The sequence below is a fragment of the Candidatus Bathyarchaeia archaeon genome, assembly GCA_038882715.1.
Classification (GTDB): Archaea; Thermoproteota; Bathyarchaeia; order Bathyarchaeales; family DTEX01; genus DTEX01.
In genome coordinates, this window is sequence record JAVZNR010000006.1 from 105653 (window position 1) to 123405 (window position 17753).

Sequence of the window (17753 nt, forward strand, 5' to 3'; positions counted from 1 at the left end):
TAATTGAAATGGTGGGCGACTATATTAAATTTAGCAATTGATGTGATAAGAGACTGCTGCATTATTGCGGATTTTTCATTTCTTTGCTCAGCTCAGATAAGTAGACTTTAGCCCATACGTGGTATGGATTTAGTTTGAGAGCTGCCCTGAAGTTATCTTTGGCTTCTTGCAGCTCGCCTTTCCCCATATACCCTAGACCCAGCAGGTAGTGGTAATATGCCATCTGAGCTTGCATGAACTCTTTTTCACCGAACTTCTCAAAGAAATCCATTCCTACGCCTTTCTCAATCCTTTCCCTCGCAAAGCTAATGAGATCGTCAAAAATTTTATCAGCTTCCTCTCTTCGCCCCAATTTCATGAGCGATAATCCCTGATAATATGACAGCTCTGAAAGCTCAACTTTTGCGGAGATAGCTCTCTCATAGCATATTTTAGCGTCGTTTTCCTTGCCTAAGGCTTCATAAGCTGTTCCCATATAATAGTAGACCTGCGGGTCTCGCAAACGTACACCTCTATATGGTCTTCCAACCTCCAAGTTTTCCGGATACTCTAGAGCCGCTTCAAAATCTTTAAGAGCCTCCTCGTATCTGTCAGACTCAAGTTTCTTAAGCCCTCTTAAGAGATGGGCGTCCACGTAAACATCGTGTATTTCGCCTCCACCCTCCCAGACATGGAAGTGATGAGTGCGTAAGAGATCGATCGCTTTATCATATTGACCCGTCTGCACATAGAGAATTATTTCTCGACTGAGAGCATCGTCACGTTTAACAACTGCTTCATGGTTCTTCTCTAGGAGAGACAGTCTTTTTTCCACGGGAACCCCGCCTATCTCGTATAATCTATCTAACTCGTAGTATAGTCTCGGATCCTTGGAATTGCATTCTATCGCCTTCTCTAAACTGGCAATTGCCCTATGAATATCATTTCTCACCCGAGCGTAAGCTAGACCCAGATTCCTATGCGTGATCGAAAATGTATCGTCTAGATCCCTTGACTTCTCCCACTCTTTTATTGCCTCCTCATACCGATTAAAGTAGTAAAGCAGGTTTCCAAGATAGAAATGGGCTTTCGCATCGTGATCATTTACCTCAAGGACGCGTTTAAGCACTTTGAGAGATTCTACCCTGAAGGGAAAACAATAATCAGCAGGCATTTTTCCTCCAAGCCTATAGTATTCCATGGCTTTATCTCTTTCCCCTTTCATATCCCAAAAGTAACCGAGGTAATAGTAGACCATTGGGAAGTCTGATAAGCCTCTCTTGTTTAGCTCGATAGCTCGGGAAAGCACATCAATAGCTTCTTCCAGAAAACCGCAATTACCGTAATCTACCGCCAGCTCCAGATAAGATTGAACGTTGTCCCTCATCTTCATCCTTAAATTTTCTAATTCTTTATCAGCCTCCTCTTTTAACCCCATTTTCGACTTAACTAGGTATAGTTCATTTTCAGCCCAGAAGTCTAATGGATCTATAGCGAGCGCTTTTAAAGCTATCTCCTCAGCTTCTTTAAGTCTCCTCATTTTTCTGAGAACTGTAGCCTTTAAATTCAATGCCCTTGTATTTAGGGTGTTAGTGGAGAGGGATAAGTCAAGGTGTTCTAACGCTTTTAGAAAATCGCCTCTCTGGCAATCTATCTCCGCCAGTGAATAATATGCGGCGGCATGCCATGCATGATACCATGTTGCCTTATAGAAGGCGTCGTATGCCTCTTCATATTTCTCTTGAGCTCTTAATGCTACCCCCAGATAGTAGTAGGCTTCCCCATCCTTAGGCGTAACGTAATTTTTGGTTGCGCGTTCAAGGGCACGCCTAAGGTGCTCCTCAGCTTCTTTAAACATTCCACGTTTACAGTAGAGAATAGCTAAAGCAATGTTAGTTCGATAATCATAGGGATCTCTTCTTAAAGCCTCCTCATAGTAGGGGTAGGGCTCGATTGCAGGATTATAAAACTGTTCCAAACGCAAACCGGTGAGATAAAGCTCCTCAATAGTCTCTATTTCTTTCGGTGGTTTAGGCGGTTCAACGGGTTTAGGCATAGGAGCATTCTCTTTCCTCACAGGCTTATAGGATATTATTTCCTCTCCTTGCGAAGAAAGCAAGATTAGCTCTAAGTCTTCCTCTTTTGCCCCTAGCGGCAATTGAACCCTTTCAACGAATGGTTTTGTTGGACTAATATCCGCCTCTCTCTCGAAAACAACTTTTCCAGAAGCCTTTAAAATAACCCTTGAACTTTTACGTTCTGAGGTTGTGTAAACTCCGATACTAACGGTGTTCTCTGAATCTATCTCCAAGTTGATTGCAGCCTCTCTGTTAGCGTTTTTTACGCCACCTATCTCCCGAATTGGATACCAGTATATCTTGCAGGTTTTAACTTCATATGGCTGTATCCACGTGTAATCAGGCTGATTGTCCGAGTAGGCTCCGATCATGAGCTCAATATATGGTCCATCAGCATCGGTGAGTATTTTTTCCCACATTCGTCCTTCAGAGCCGTTACCCCACAGAAAGAATTTTTTGCCTGGAACAATATGGTGATTGGCGACCGCAACTGTTCCCGCCCGCTTTCCATGATCATATCCTGCTAGAAAATCATCTTTATAATTCCAAGCGAAGAAGGATGTCGGCGCCAGGTGATTCTTCCACCAGCTGACGTCTACTCCACTAGTGTAATCTACTCCGGCGAAAACTTCATATGAGATGGGCCAGTGTGAGAACTGGTTTTTGCCATGAAAAGTCGCATACTCGGTTCTTGGCGGAAATATTATTTGGTAATTTTCATTCGCGTGAACAGCTGGATTTGCCCAGATAAGGAAGGAGTGGGCGAGAGGAGTGCGATTAAAAAGCTTAATGGTTACTTCAATATAAGATTTACCCGGATACAGCGTTATGCCAACTATCCACTTCATTCTATGCCGGAGCTCTATTTCACCAACCCAGATAGTTTTGCTTCCATCAGGATTCTCCCTTAACGTGTAGTCAACCGGCATAAAAGTTGTGGCTCGATGGTGATGAGGGATGTTCCATTCGACCCCGCCTGAAATCCATGCGCCAAGCATTCCAATCAAAGCTGGTTTAATAACATGCTGATGATAGAAGAAATCATAGTTATTGGTTTTATCTGTGGCAAAAAATATTCGGCCGCCTATCTCAGGGAGCACACAGACCTTAATATACTCGTTTTCTAAAAAAGCCGCCTTGTACACCTTCTCTATTCTATTATCTGTTAGTTTGTCTAGCATAGGATAGGGATAAACATGCCCCTGCGCCCCTTGGTAGGCTCTGCCAGTATAAAATATTGGGTTTGGGTCAGGATCGCTGATCTGGTAAGTAGGTATCACCAGCGGTTCTTCCCAAATTTTTACATCCCTAGTAAAGGACCCGTATCCCTCCATGGAAAACTCCTCACGAAAACTCAATGATGGGAAAAATGAATATAAGATTTATGGGTTAGCTTTGATGGAAAATAACATAAATAAAAATAAATATGGAACAATTTAGTTTATTTAGAACGTTTTAGCGGCTAATGCCCACATCGCTACTAAGTCTAGCGTTATCATGCCTAAGATGAAGCCTGCCACTATTCTAACCCATACGTTTTCGTAGAACTTGGCTCCGCCTATCTTAAGAACAGCCACCTTTATTATTAATGCTGGAACCGATCTGAATAGACCGTAGCATATGGGCCATATCATCAGCGCCGCCGGATGTAGGAAGAACCATGGGAACCTTGATCTCAGCACAAACAATATTATTGGGAATATTATTCCAATAACTGTCCACGTAACTTTATATGAAGACCAGTAGGTGAACGGCGCGAAAACTCCGGACTCCGCGTTCGCTGCCATCGCTTGAACAGGGTTAATGTCTCCACCACCGCCAGCGGCTCCGGAAAGGACTACGCCAGCTCCATACTTGTAGAGCATTGATGTGACTATTGGCACTCCTATAACAGCTATCGCGGACAGCAGTATGAAAAGCGACTTAAACATCGTTTTCGGACTAACGCCGCCAGTCTCGCACATCTTATAGGCGAAGAGCGTAGGCATAGCGCCCGACCAGTTTGCGTTAGATAGCGGTAGGGCTTGTGGCATAGCTCTTGCAGTTAAGGCAGCTAGGCTTGTTGATGGATTAGTGTAAGCCCCTATAGCTTCTCCAAAAGCGAACACATAATTATGGCCAGTCCACCAGGTGAATGGGGCTGCCAGCCACTCTATATTGTGGCTCTGAACCCACATCTGCCCTATCATTGTCACGCTGTATAACACTGCTGTAAATATTAGAACGCCGATATTCGCCCCTGAAGCAACCCATATAACCATCCAGATTATCCACAGTAGAATAAAGGTTATCCAGAGAGCTCTGTCAGAAATATCTCCTGGAATTGACGAGGAGACGCCTTTTATTGCCCTTGAGAAGCTGTCTTTTAAGTATTTCCAGCCCGATATGATCATCCATAGGCCTATGCCTATCCACACCCCAGTATGCTCCATATGCAGCCACGCCATGCCTGGAGCAACGTCGCCCCAATAGTAGCTCCAAGCGCTTACTCCGGGCGCCATTGCGCCCGTGAAGTGCGCTGCCAGCGGATATATCCAGTAGAATATTATGTCAAATATCGCTATGGAGGCCAAGACGTCTAGTGGCATTATAGTGTACCACACTGTTGTATGCGGGTCTATAAACCACCAGCCTTCAACATGATATGGGCTGAAAATCGGCGCAAGCTGTGCATCTAAAGGTACTCTTCCAAAAACGTGTTCCCTTGGAATTAGTGGGTAGAACATGTTAATTGTCATTGGGCCAGCCCATATCGCTCCAAATATCCAGCCAAGCCAGATCCACTTATCCTTAATTATGGCTCTGCTCCCATTCACCTTTCGATCATATAAATCTACAGTTACTATAGCTGGTACAACGCTTGGAAATGGTAGTCTGTCGATGTAAATGAATTTTCTCTGAAATATTGATGCCAGACATATTATTATTCCACCAGTCACAATCATGTAGATCATTTCCAATAGCAAGTAAGGTGCAAGCTCCAACCATGGTGGAGATGAGCCGCCAATCCATGCCCCCTTAACAACATCTATGTTCTTGCAAACCCAGAAGTCGGGTATCAGCTTAAGCGCCTCGCTGTAAGCTGGTACGTTAGGAACGATTAAGGATATGCATGAAATCCCCATGAGATACCCGTGACTGACCAAGACGCCTGCAAATGCGCCTAAACCAGTGAACAAAGCCATTTCCGCCCTATTGAACGCTTTATTGCCCATAAATGACATTAGAACAGCAATTATCCAAACAATACTTAAAGGCAAGAAACCCCACTCGGTTCCAGTTCCACCCCAAGCGCCTTCCTCCTGTCCATGAGCCCAAAAGGTCATGACGGTTTTCGGTATCATGATCGCCGTCAAAGCTATGATAAGAACCATGACAACTGCATAGCGTCCAGGAGAAATTACTGCAACCTCTCCCCTAGAACTTTCCTTACCCATTCTTCCACCAATACCCTTTTTTGGCGAAAAATATATTTATTTCTTGCGGTCGCCATCGCTAGAATGCTATAAATCGTATATAGCTCAACTTTACAACGCTTGACGTGGAATCGCGCAGAAGATCCCTTTCAGCTGTAAATGCCATTTATCTTGCTCTCATTTAAAGGAAACTTTGAGCCTTTTTTCTAGCAGCTAAGGTAACTGATATTGCTAAAATCAGCAGGATTAATTGGGTTGGAGCTGTGAACTCCGGAATAATTAGGCCGCTAAAGGTTATCGAGAGCCTATTGACAGGTGTGGGGTCATTCGCGAAGCTGAATTGTGCGATTAGTTGCGCGGGCGGTTGTGTCGGGATATTAGTAAGCCAGCCCTTGAGCTGCATCGGCGGGCTTATGAGACCTGGCTCCGAGGACAGAAAAGAAACAGTCTCGTTAGATACAACTACAAACTGAACAGTTGATACAAACCAGCCTTCATATGACGCGTAGCTTGATGGCGTAAGCGATTCTACGTTAAGTAGATCTAGAATATCTATTTTATGTGGACCTGTTCCAACTGGCGTACTAGTGGAATAGCCCACTGCCATATGGTAAACCCAGTTGAAGCCCCCGCTCTCCTTAGCAGCGCTAACCTCAACAAAAGCCTTCTCCTCGCTACTCATAGGTAGAAACGTTAATGTAAAGCCTTTCAGGTCGGGGGCTAGGCATCTCTCCATAAGCCAACTTATGTACTCGGTTAGATCACTCTTTCCAGGCCCGATATACTCCACGTAAACATAGCTATTTTCGACTTTAGTGGTGTTCCATGTGAAGCCCGCGTTGAAGGCATTTTCTATGGAGCCTTTAACAGCGTCCGCAAGAGACCTCGCTGTAGCTGCATCGGTATTATTGAAGGCGATAATTAAGCCTGAGCCGTCCCTAGAAAAAGCAATTGTAATTAAAGTGGTGTCTGTTAATTCGCCCCTATTAAGGTTTACCTCCGATGGAAAGTGTACAAGAGAAGCGTCTACCGAGTATACTACGCTGAAAATCATAAGTTCGGCTGTTGTGCAGTTAACTGTGACTGAAATGCTTTCCGCGAAGGACGGTTCCTCCTCGGTTGCATCGACTATTGGTACGCAGATTCCAGAAGCGAGAAGAAAAGCGGATAGAAGCATGAGTAGTGGCATTAAAACCTTATACTTCAAGTTTCATCACATAAGGGATTATGCTAGCCTTTATTTATAAAACTTTTCATCACGATCATCTTTAGACTTTATTTTCTCCAAAAGAAATTGCGTAATAACCGCTATTAATTGGTAGGAGACAATCCATGTGACTGAATATAGCGGCCCGTAGTAGTCATGGAAGCGTCTAACTTCTGGAGAATTGACGCCGTATTCGACGGCTATAATGAAGATCCTTGCTATTCTAAGAGCGTTAACAATATATGTGATTATTGCTCCAATCAAAAAATACAGTATTTTCTGTTTTCGCGAAAATAAGCTGTCCTTCAAAAAAAGAGCGGTTAGCACAGAATATATTATGAGGCTCTCTACGCCGGAGCACGGCCAAGCTATTCCGAATGATGCTTCATCCCCGTCACTCCAAACCTTCATGACTATTGTTCCGTAAGATTGCCCCCTCACTTCGGCCTTATAGCCCATTAAAGACAGTATTTCGGAAGCAAGCATAGTGGTGGCTGGAGCAAGAATCTGGAATGGCGTAAACTCCCCATAGGGGTAAAAGTTATCCACGAGGAAAATTAAACCGATTGCGCTTAGCAGAGATATTGGAAGCATAAAATGCCTTAAGCCCTCTACTCCATAAGTCAGTGCCGCTGTTAGCGAGAATAAAGCCGCCAGAACAATATATTCTATTGCGAGGGGCATATTCTCCGCCCAGAAACTCATTCCATAGTATTTAGGAAATGAATCTATAATAACCCTGTCTATTTCAAAAAGATCAACGGTTAAAACGTATATGATTGGTAGAAAAGCAGCTATGGCGGATGCTAAGAAACGCTTAGATTTTAACGCGTTAACCTTCGCCTTAATCTTTCCCCAATTCAATGCAACCTCAAGGGAAACTAGCCAGAGAAAGAAAATATAGTATGCTCTACCCTTCCAAGTAACATTATAGGATTCAGGGTAGAGTAAATACAACGTCATAATGGATATCGTGGATGATAGGATAAACGGGGCCTTCGCTAAGTTTTGTACCCGTAGAATTGTTTGAAGCCAACTCTTTAACTTGCAGAGTAATCTTTTCAACTCTGACCGCCGCATCATACAAACTGTATTCTCTCAGTCCTTTATATTTACACTAATCACTTTAGGTTTCGAAGAGCATAACAGCCTTAAATTCTTCGGAATCGGAAAAGGTGTTACGAAAATGTTGCAGGTCGGCTTAAAGTTAAAAACATTTAAAGAGCCATCTGCTTATCTGAGGAACTCTTTTCTTCCAGTCAATGCGTAGATCAATGATTCGCAGATATATGCCGCGTGATCCGCTATCCTCTCGAAATACCGTACTATAAGCGCGCTCAAAACAATAATTCTACTTTCAATGTTTTTCTCCCCAATTATTTTATCAAGGAAATTAAAGTAGAGTTCGTCAACCTCCTTCTCCATCTCAGATATGCTTCTAGCAGTTTCTATATTCTTGCCCTTTAAGGCTTCTATGCTGGTCTTCATCATAACTAGGACTTTCTCTCCCATCTCCATAGTATATGCGCGTATCCACTCTATGCTCTCTTTTAGTCCACCAAAGCGCTTATTGAGGTAGGATATATCTAGCGCATATCTTCCAAGGTTTTATCCTCAACCTGCTCAGCCAATATAACCAGCATATCAGATATTCCTTGTATCTTATGATATAGGTCTCCGCCGCGGAAGCTCTCCTCAATAGCCATGGAGACGACTTGATAGGCTAGGTCACCCATCCTGTAGACCAGCGCTTTAAGCTCCTCCAGCTCTAAATCTATTATTCTACTCATAAAACCCACCTTAACCAAATTTTCCCGTTATATATCTCTCGGTCAACTCGCTTCTCGGATTTTCGAAGATATCTTTGGTAGGCCCGTACTCCACGAGCTCACCCATATATAGGAAGGCTACGTAGTCAGAGATTCTGGCAGCTTGCTGCATATTGTGGGTTACGATGATTATCGTGTAATCCTCCGCCAGCTTCCTGATTAAAGCCTCTATCCTCGCAGCTGATATCGGATCTAGAGCCGATGTCGGCTCATCCATTAATAACACCTCCGGCTCAACGGCTAACGCCCTCGCTATGCAGAGCCTCTGCTGCTGTCCGCCGGAGAGGCTTGCCCCAGACTTGTTTAAATCGTCTTTCACCTCGTCCCATAGCCCCGCGAGCATCAAGCTCCGCTTAACGATCTGGTCGAGGGTCTTTCGATCCCTCACACCATTAAGTCTTGGCCCTAAAGCGACGTTATCGTAGATTGATAGCATTGGGAATGGGTTTGGCTTCTGGAAGACCATGCCGATCTTCCTCCTTATCTGAACCCGGTCAACCCCATTATCATAAATATTTACTCCATTGAAAAGGACTCTTCCCGAGATGCGGGCGCCTGGAACCAGTTCATGCATTCTATTTATGCAGCGTATAAGCGTCGTCTTACCGCAGCCAGAAGGCCCCATCATCGCTGTTACAGCCCTATCCTTAATTCGCATACTAATATCCTTTAAAACCTGCTTAGAGCCAAACCAAGCGTTTAAATTCTCAATCTCAATCTTATACGCGGACATAACTAATACTTCTCCTTTGTCAAAATTCTAACAATAACATTTATCCCGAGGACTATTATAATAAGCACAAGGGCCGATCCCCCGCTAAGATCACCCAATTCTCAAATGGCGAGTTAGCGAACAGGAATATGTTTAACGCAAGGTTGGCTGCTGGCCTATTTAACCCGGCAAACCACCATCTCCAGTAACCCATCGTGACCAAGACTGGCGCGGATTCTCCGGCAATTCTGGCTACAGCAAGCAATACTCCGGTTGCTATAGTCTTCTTTGCCCCCCTCAGAACAATGTATAGTGTTGTTTTCCATCTTGGAATCCCCAGCGCCATCGCAGCCTCTCTAATTGTTGCTGGCACTAGTTTAAGAGCTTCTTCCGTAGTTCTAGTTACGATGGGGATCATTATTATGGCCAAGGCGAATGATGCCGCTATGACCGAGAAGCCTATGGTGAGAACAAATAGTGCATAACTAAAAATGCCGATAACTATCGATGGGACGCCATTCAACACTTCATTAAAGAATCTTATAACTGGCGAGAGTCTGCTTTCACCATATTCGCTGAGAAATATTCCTGAAATTATCCCTATTGGGGCTCCAATCAAGGTTGCTAGCCCAACGGTTATAAGCGTGCCCTGTATGGCGTTCGCCACCCCGCCTCCAGCCTCTCCTACAGTTGGAGTCGGCTTGATGAAAAAGTCTAAGTTAATTGCTACTAGACCCCTTCTGGCAACCTCGAATATTACGCTGAATAGGGGAATAAGGGCGGTAAGAAGGGCTAGGTAAACCATGAAGCGCATAATTAAATCCTTAATTCTCCTTAATCCATATGGCTCCTTCCTCATTCCCTCATTATCCCCCTGACCATTCTGAGGGAACGCCAGACGATTAGTCTCGCCGAGATCACGACGAACAAATTAATTAGTAAGAGTAGTAGTCCAACATTTATCAGCGCGCTTATATATAGGTCGTATGTGGCTTCTAGGAGCTCGTTTGCAATTATCGCCGACATAGTATACCATGCATCAAAGAGCGATGATGGGAAAACCTTAAACTTGTTTCCAATAACCATCGTTATGGCCATTGTTTCGCCCACTGCTCTTCCTAACCCTAGCATGGTTGCGCCCAGTATTCCGGAGCGCGTGTAGCTCATCACTATTTTTACCGTTTCCCATTTTGTCGCCCCCAGCGATATAACAGCCTCCCTTATAGATGGCGGCACCGATGAGAATAAGTCCCTTAAAACTGCGGAGATTATCGGTATAATCATTATGGCGAGAACTATACCGCCGGTTAAAACCCCGCCACCATATATCGGTCCGGAGAATAGTGAAATAAAGCCGAATACTGCTTTCAGAAGCGGATAAACATTATCGCGTAAAAATGGAATTAGGATGTATATTCCCCAGAGCCCGTAGATTACGCTTGGAACAGCTGCCAAAAGTTCCACTAAAAAGGAAAAGATGAAGCTAAGTTTTTTAGGCATATATTCCGAGAGCGCTAAGGCGACACCAAGACTTATGGGAAAACCTATAAGTAACGCTATTGCAGAAGTAGTTAACGTGCCAAGTATTAAGGGCAGGGCTCCGAAGACACGCTTTATTGCAGGGTCCCACTCTGTACCTGCTATGAAGCCTATGAAGCCAAAAGTTTCAATTGAAAGACGGGAGCCCATAATTAATTCGTAGGCCATTAAGCCGAGAATTAAAATAGTGCTTGACGCAATAAGGGCGCATAAAATCTTGAAAATATAATCGCCAGTAAATGACAGTTTAGGAAGCGAGAAATTTTGTAATCTTAAAGAGCTGAAAAATAAATGTGGGAATATTTTTCGATTAACCCTCATTTGCCTGCACCGCTAGGCCCTTATAAACCCGCTGCCCATTGAATGTAATCATCTTAATCGTCTCTTCATTATGCTTGACGACTTCATCAGGTAGTGGAACGTAGTATAAGTCAGCTGAATATTTCTGTCCATCGTGGATCGCCCACCAGAGGAAGTAGACCAGCGCCCTAGCTGTATCCTCACCCATATTCGGCAGAACATTAAGCTCTTTATATATCAGAAAGTAGGTGAAGCTCGTTATTGGATAGGCTCCCTTAGCCTCCCTATTATTCACTATGCTTTCAACTATTGAAACACTCGACCAGCTTTCATCTCCCCTTGGCAAGGTAAGAGCCGCGGCTGCAGCAGCCTTCATAAAGGATTCTATGCTTGGTTCAATAAACTCCCCTGCGGCGTTCAACACGTGACCGTAGGGCAAGTTATTCTTCTTCGCGTACGTGAACTCAACATATCCTATTGAATACGGTGTCTGTTGAACTAGGGTGGCTACACCATCATTACCCTTAGCTCCAAGCCCAGTCGGCCAGTTTACTGAAGTCCCTTTTCCAACGGTCTCCCTCCATTTTTGGCTGACTGCGGAAAGATAGCTAGTCCAGATAAATGTTGTTCCGCTTCCATCAGACCTACGAACGACAACTATATCCTTGTCCGGGAGACTAACCCCCGGATTTATTGCCGCCAGCCTAGGATCATTCCATTTTGTGATCTCGCCGAGATAGATCTGCGCCAGGATTTCTCCTGTGAATCTAAGTCCGCTTGGCATATCAGGCAAATTATATATTGGGACTACTCCTCCTATCGTGAACGGTATATGTAGGGTGCCACTAGCATTTCTAAACTGGGCATCACTAAGCGGTGCATCGCTGGCCGTGAAGTGCACGGTCTTCTCCATGTGCGCTCTGATTCCGCCGCCGCTGCCAATAGCCTGATAGTTTATTAAAATTTTAGGCTTAATCTTATGGTATTCAGCGGCCCACTTATCGATTAAGGGGAATGGAAATGTTGCGCCAGCACCATTAAGGGATACTTCCTTCTCTTCTTGTGGTTGCGGCGTAAGCACTTGATAGGCTATGACGCTTGCGGATATTATGAGGAGAGATGCTATCACAGCGATTATAATCCTGCTTTTTGACACTATTTTTGCACCTCATCAATATTTAGATAAGAGAAAATAATATATACATTGCCAAAATAAAAAATATAGAAGAAAGTAAACTATATAGATTGGGTGAAAAGTATGGAAAATGAGGAGATAAGGCGCATACAAATCACCGGCAAATCAACATACATTCTCTCTCTGCCGAAGAAGTGGGTTTCTGAGATGGGGCTTAAGGCTGGAAGCCAAATCGTAATATTACAGGAGGGTAAGTCCCTAATTTTGATCCCTAAGGATTTAGCTAAGCCCAGCAATGCTTCTCGTGAAGCTACGCTTAAGATATCTGCCAACGATATGCCGGAAAAGATTGCACGGGCGATAATCGCCGCCTATCTTAATGGATATAATTCTATTAGGATTGAGACGTTAAGCGATCATATGGCTCCGTCACAGAGAAACGCCGTAAGGGAATTGGTGAAGAAAAAGATTGTTGGAACAGAGATAATATCTGATTCGCCTAGGGAGATGATACTAAAGGTTTTAGTTGGCTATCCAGAGCTTTCAGTGGAGAGCGCCCTTAGACGCATGTGCCTAATTGCATCCTCAATGCATGAGGATTCAATAAAAGCATTAATTAAATTAGACAAAGAGCTGGCTAAAAACATAATCGATTTGGACGATGAAGTTGATCGTTTCGGTTTTTATATAATTAGGCAATTGAAGGCCGCTGTGCAGAGCGATAGAATCCTAAAAGATATTGGGCTTTCAAATCCAAAAGATTGTTTAGGCTATAGGCTGGTAGTAAAATTTGTGGAGCGGATAGCCGACCACGCCGCAAGGATAGCTGAAAACATTCTTTCATTGAGTGAAAGCCCGGATAAATTTATTTTAGATAAAATTTCTGAGATGAGCTCTTTCGCCAGATCGATGTTTGAAAGCTCGGTGGAATCATTATTTAAGAGAGATTATCTTCTAGCGGAAGAAACAATATCTAGGGCAAAGAAAATAGCGTTAATGGAAGCCGAAGCAATAAAAGCAATTACAGAAAAAGCTGGAAAAACTATTTCTCCAGCCCTAAGGATGATTTTAGAGAGCATACGTAGAACCGGAGAGTACTCAAGCGATATCGCTGAGATAGTCCTAAACTTAAACGTAAACCAGATACTCGCAATGTAATAAAATTTTTTGGATAAGATGATTAGTTCTCTAAAAGGAGAATGGATCTCAACGACCGCCCCAAAGAGACTTAAATCGAACTCGTTTTGGTGCGGCCGCCGCATTTGAACCGGGTTATCGGCGCGGGGTACGGTTCCAGCCTAAAATTATTTCCAGAATCTCGTTAATGAAGTAAAGTATTTTATATGGTAATTTCTGTGGTTGTTGCCACGTTGGTGTACTTTTTGGCGGTATTTATGAGCTTCTTGTCGTCGGTTACTAGGGTTAATTTGTTTCGCGCTGCGATATGGATGTAGGATGCATCGTAAATGGTTATCCCCTCTTTTATGGCTATTTCCAGCGCCTCTTTTTCAGAGCCTCTCATCGTATATAGGTCTAGCACATTAAAAATATTGGATAGTAGCTCGATTAATCCATAGGCTACCTCCACCCTTATTCTCTTAAGTATGTAGCACTCCTTCCAAACCGCATTAATAGATTCGTAGATGGCGAGGTCTATAGTGCATCCCTTTGCGAAAACCTTTACATTTCCCCTCTTCACGAGATTCAGTATAGCGCTCGCGTCGTAGAGGTACAGAGCTACCTACCTTCCCTATCTTCCCGTATCATCCTAACTACTTCTTCGTCAGGTATATGGGACAACTCTCTAGATAACTCTCTAGATAACTTCTCTAGCTCCTCAAGCATTCGCCTCTTAACCTCCTCCTCAAGGGCTCTCCTAATAATGGAACCAGGCTTTATGTTATACCTATCCAGAAGCTCCTTCAACCTCTTTGGAACCTTAGCAGAGACTGTAACATACCCCACTCGAAGCACCTAAGCAGACATTTATGGTAGACTTATATAAAGTTTTCCTACTTTGTATACATGGAAAGGGAAGAGTCTCAAACAAGTTTGGAAAACGCTACCTGATACGAGGAGATTAACCGCATTACAGGGATTCTCATGGAATCAATAGATATAGCCATGCGTGGGTTAAGAAATTACCTTAGATAGTATTGGGGCTCTCGCTAACGCGGCAGCCACATATAAGATCCCGTAAACTCCATCTTTCTTTTTGTTTTAGTAGGCTCTTTCTCTCCATTCGACTAATAAAAATATGAAACCTTTTAGAAACCCGTAATATTTCCAGCAATTTGTAATTGTAGCAATCTAGCAATCGTCCTCTGCATCGCTTAAGCCTCTCTTTACAATCGTAGATCTCATTCCTCACGCTAAACCCATTATTCCTAAAAATTAAAAGGGGGAAGGATTTAAATTCGGACAACTGGTGCCAGCACCTACATTACGGGTCCAAATCCCTTCTCCATTTAATGTGTCTAAATGATTTGTTTTTCTATTTTCCTGGGGAGGGGGTTGGACCATTTTTAATCACCAGACGAGATTATTGGTGGATGATGCTTAATAAGGTTGCTAAAGAGTTATTTATGGTTTTGCCGGACTCTTGAAATGGCTATAGTATTGGTGTTAATTTGATTTCTGATCCTTCTTCATCTGTATGTAGTTCAATATTTAGTAGTGGTGTTTTTGGCTTTATTCCTTGTAGGAATATTGCGCCGCATATCTCCCTGACGATTAGGTGTATGTCGGCTAGGGAGCTTAAGTGGCTGGCTATGGCGCACTCGGGCCTAACAATATTCAGCCTTACATCACCAAAGTTCCTTGTCTTCGCTAGGTCTTCACCAAGAATCTTTAGCAGCTCATCTTTGCCGTACATGTATTCTAGCGTGTCGAAGCCAACAACAGAGAAGACCGGTCTACCCCTCTGCCGCCTAAACTCTGAGACCGCGTTCCAGAAGCACATCATATCCTCCCTTAAAGACTTGCCCTCAAATAACATTACATATGGCTCAACAGCCTCAACGGCAGCGGCCTTAAAGTCAACAATCTTGAGGTTGCGCTTTAAAACATCCTCATGGACAAACGGCTCTAGGGCTCTCCAAACCGTTGAGGCGCTTAAACCCTGAGGCGGAAGAATAATGACGCTTCCTCCCTGATTTAAAACATTTGAAACCGTCACCCGGAAGAGGCGCTCGGGCGCCAGCGTCACATCCCTCTCAAACTCTAGTAGATTATAGCATCCGCGCCTAAACATTACGCCAACTACTTTATCCAGGTCTCGGATGCCAGAAGAATAATAGTCCTTACCATGCATGACAATCTTAAACTTCTTCGTTGGCTCTGGGAGCCCGCCCATGATTAGCGGCCTGAAAACTTTGAATCCGCCCTTTAATGTGAATGCTAATTTTGACCATAGCACTTCTGTTCCGCGGGCCTTAAGTATCTTTAGGCATCTTAGGAGCGCTCCGTTAACTTCGGTCTTATTGAGGTGGATTATGAAGTCTGATAGGAACTCGGCTGGCTCATAGTTTTCCTCGGCAGTCATCTTCTCAACTATTATTATTGTTGTGCAGCCCATCTCCCTAACAATCTTACTCAGAACTGTATGGACGAGTATGCGCGCATCATATGGCTTCTCTATAACCTGCGATATTGCCGAGAAAGAGTCTATGGCGAGCACGCTTGCCCCAATATCGGCAATTTCGCCTAGAATCTGCTCAAAAACGGCTGGGACGCCAGCCTCCTTAAGCGTAGCCATCTCAAGAAACCTAAACCTCCCAGAGCGCTCGAGCCTCTCGAAATCTAAGCCTAAACCACGCATATTCTCAAAGAAACTCTTTCGCCCCTCAACGAAACTCACATATAAGCCGTTACAGCCAAGCCTCTCAACACCATTATAAATCCAGTTAGCGGCAAAAATAGTCTTACCAGTGCCCGGAGGGCCGGTAACAGCCACCAGGCTGCCAGCCGGGAAACCACCATCAAGAACAGAGTCGAGTACGTCGCTTCCAGTAGATATGCGGCTCATAATAATACCCCATACAAAAACAGCCACCAATCCTTTTTTTAAAGAGAAGTATTATTTAAAAATTTACAGATTTATTTAAAAGCATTTAGATTATTGGTGTTAGCTTCGGCATCGGATAGCCCTTTGAAGCGTCCATTTCTAATACGTGAAGGTTTGTTCTAGGCTTTACGCCGTAGACTAGTACGGCTCCATGCTCCCGTGTAATCCTCAAGTGTATGTCTGCTGTCGCTGAGAGGATCTTAGCCAGCCTCGGGTAGCCCGGCTTAAGCAACACTATGCCTAAGCCCTCCATCTCTTTCACTCGTGTAAAATCAATTCTTATTGCTGAAAGTGTCTCTTTCACTCCGTACGTGTTTATCAGCATGTCTGCTCCAGTGATGCGTAGCACTGGCTGCCCCGTCCTCTCCATTAACTCCCGCTCAACATCAAGGTACTTAGCGTAGTCCTCTGAGGGGCTTTCGCCCTTAAACGCTACAAGAGGGGGCTCAGGCTTAAAGCCAGGATAGTCCTTAACGCATATCCTCATGAGCCTATCTATGACATCTCTGGGCGCACCCATCCCCTCAGCCCCTCTAATTATCTGGCTGGGATCAACACCCACCGAAGGGATCACTATTATGCCTCGCCCATGCTTGGCGAAGTTTGAGGCTGTCGGAAACACAATTAAATGGTAATGTAGCGTTGAAACGTACTCGCTAATTTCTAGGAGAATTAGTGAGCCTTTCGGGTAGCCTCCTCCGAGCATCTTGTCCAGGTCTGGTGATCCTGTTGAGAAGTATTCTTCTGTGTCTGGCTGCGGCTGGAATCTGCGCGGCTTCTCGATGGGTTTAGGCTTGAATGGTGGGAAGACTTTGAAGCCGTCTTTAAGTGTGAAGACGGCTTGGGTTTCGGGCGTCGGCGTCCCCCTCATCTTAAGTATTTCCAAGTCTCTTAGGAGCCTTCCATCCATCCTAGTTCTCCTAAGTAGTATTATGCCGTCTGCGACGAACTCCTCTATGCCTAAGCCCATCCTGTTCTCGCCATATGGCGCCTCCACAATCAGGATCGTTGTGCAGCCCATTAGCCTAGTAATCCTGCTTAAAACAGTATGTAGGATGATCCTAGCATCCTGCGGGTCCTTGAATGCCTGAGCCATAGCTGAGAATGAGTCTATTACTAGGCGTCTAGCCCCTATCCGGCTCACCTCATTGAGAATCGTCTCCATTACCGTCGGCATAGCCTCCTCCCTGGCGGTCACCATGTCTAGGAAGCGGAACATGCCCTCCTCCTCCAGTCTCTCGAAGTCTAAGCCTAGGCTGAGCATGTTGCCGAGGAAAGCCTCCCTATTCTCGGCGAAGCTGACGTATATGCCCCTCTCACCATAGTTAACTATGCCATTGTAGATGAATGTTGCCGAGAATATCGTCTTTCCCGTTCCCGGGTTTCCGGCTAAAACTATTAGGCTGCCCCTCGGGAACCCTCCACTGATAAGCTCGTCTAAGCCGCTTACCCCGGTTGGAACCCTATTGGCACTGCCCTTCATCGCATGCCC

The 17753-nt window shown here is 44.4% G+C and carries 15 protein-coding genes; 1 reads left to right on the forward strand and 14 read right to left on the reverse strand.

The genetic code is table 11. The annotated features are described in order from the left end of the window. Window positions 1–61 precede the first annotated feature (61 nt). The 10 genes from QXR61_05215 to pstS form a co-directional block, all read right to left on the reverse strand. Entirely contained in the window at window positions 62–3391 is a 3330-nt protein-coding gene (locus tag QXR61_05215) for a DUF5107 domain-containing protein (GenBank protein ID MEM3757342.1), read from the reverse strand. 111 nt (window positions 3392–3502) lie between these two features. Beyond that, window positions 3503–5494 carry a DUF6784 domain-containing protein gene (locus tag QXR61_05220; GenBank protein ID MEM3757343.1) on the reverse strand — a complete coding sequence of 664 codons (1992 nt, stop codon included), beginning with the start codon at window positions 5492–5494 and terminating at the stop codon, window positions 3503–3505. A gap of 160 nt (window positions 5495–5654) precedes the next feature. After that, window positions 5655–6680: a hypothetical protein gene (locus QXR61_05225; protein ID MEM3757344.1), complete on the reverse strand. Its 1026-nt coding sequence runs from the start codon at window positions 6678–6680 to the stop codon at window positions 5655–5657. A gap of 30 nt (window positions 6681–6710) precedes the next feature. Then, a complete protein-coding gene (locus QXR61_05230; protein MEM3757345.1) occupies window positions 6711–7745 on the reverse strand; it encodes an exosortase/archaeosortase family protein in 1035 nt (344 codons plus the stop codon). A 168-nt stretch (window positions 7746–7913) separates the two neighbouring features. Beyond that, window positions 7914–8198 carry a PhoU domain-containing protein gene (locus tag QXR61_05235; GenBank protein ID MEM3757346.1) on the reverse strand — a complete coding sequence of 95 codons (285 nt, stop codon included), beginning with the start codon at window positions 8196–8198 and terminating at the stop codon, window positions 7914–7916. A gap of 68 nt (window positions 8199–8266) precedes the next feature. After that, complete coding sequence (locus QXR61_05240; GenBank protein MEM3757347.1) at window positions 8267–8470, reverse strand: hypothetical protein; 204 nt, start codon at window positions 8468–8470, stop codon at window positions 8267–8269. A gap of 10 nt (window positions 8471–8480) precedes the next feature. Beyond that, window positions 8481–9242: a phosphate ABC transporter ATP-binding protein PstB gene (gene pstB, locus QXR61_05245; GenBank protein MEM3757348.1), complete on the reverse strand. Its 762-nt coding sequence runs from the start codon at window positions 9240–9242 to the stop codon at window positions 8481–8483. Between the two features lie 55 nt (window positions 9243–9297). Next, entirely contained in the window at window positions 9298–10080 is a 783-nt protein-coding gene (gene pstA / locus QXR61_05250; GenBank protein MEM3757349.1) for a phosphate ABC transporter permease PstA, read from the reverse strand. Next, complete coding sequence (gene pstC / locus QXR61_05255) at window positions 10077–11063, reverse strand: phosphate ABC transporter permease subunit PstC (protein ID MEM3757350.1); 987 nt, start codon at window positions 11061–11063, stop codon at window positions 10077–10079. The genes pstA and pstC overlap by 4 nt, the downstream gene beginning before the upstream one ends. A 7-nt stretch (window positions 11064–11070) precedes the next feature. Further along, the gene (gene pstS / locus QXR61_05260; GenBank protein MEM3757351.1) at window positions 11071–12216 is read right to left on the reverse strand and encodes a phosphate ABC transporter substrate-binding protein PstS; all 1146 of its coding nucleotides are present in this window, start codon (window positions 12214–12216) and stop codon (window positions 11071–11073) included. A 102-nt stretch (window positions 12217–12318) separates the two neighbouring features. On the opposite strand from pstS, the gene QXR61_05265 reads away from it, so the two are divergent. Next, entirely contained in the window at window positions 12319–13353 is a 1035-nt protein-coding gene (locus tag QXR61_05265) for a phosphate uptake regulator PhoU (protein MEM3757352.1), read from the forward strand. 181 nt (window positions 13354–13534) lie between these two features. On the opposite strand, the gene QXR61_05270 is transcribed toward QXR61_05265, so the two are convergent. The 4 genes from QXR61_05270 to QXR61_05285 form a co-directional block, all read right to left on the reverse strand. Then, a complete protein-coding gene (locus QXR61_05270) occupies window positions 13535–13930 on the reverse strand; it encodes a type II toxin-antitoxin system VapC family toxin (GenBank protein ID MEM3757353.1) in 396 nt (131 codons plus the stop codon). A 2-nt stretch (window positions 13931–13932) separates the two neighbouring features. Next, window positions 13933–14160, reverse strand: coding sequence for a hypothetical protein (locus QXR61_05275; GenBank protein MEM3757354.1), 228 nt, complete (start codon window positions 14158–14160; stop codon window positions 13933–13935). A 646-nt stretch (window positions 14161–14806) separates the two neighbouring features. Next, on the reverse strand, window positions 14807–16222 hold the full coding sequence (locus tag QXR61_05280; GenBank protein ID MEM3757355.1) for an ATPase domain-containing protein: 1416 nt from the start codon (window positions 16220–16222) through the stop codon (window positions 14807–14809). 85 nt (window positions 16223–16307) lie between these two features. Continuing rightward, a partial coding sequence (locus QXR61_05285; protein ID MEM3757356.1) for an ATPase domain-containing protein occupies window positions 16308–17753 on the reverse strand: 1446 nt, incomplete at its 5' end.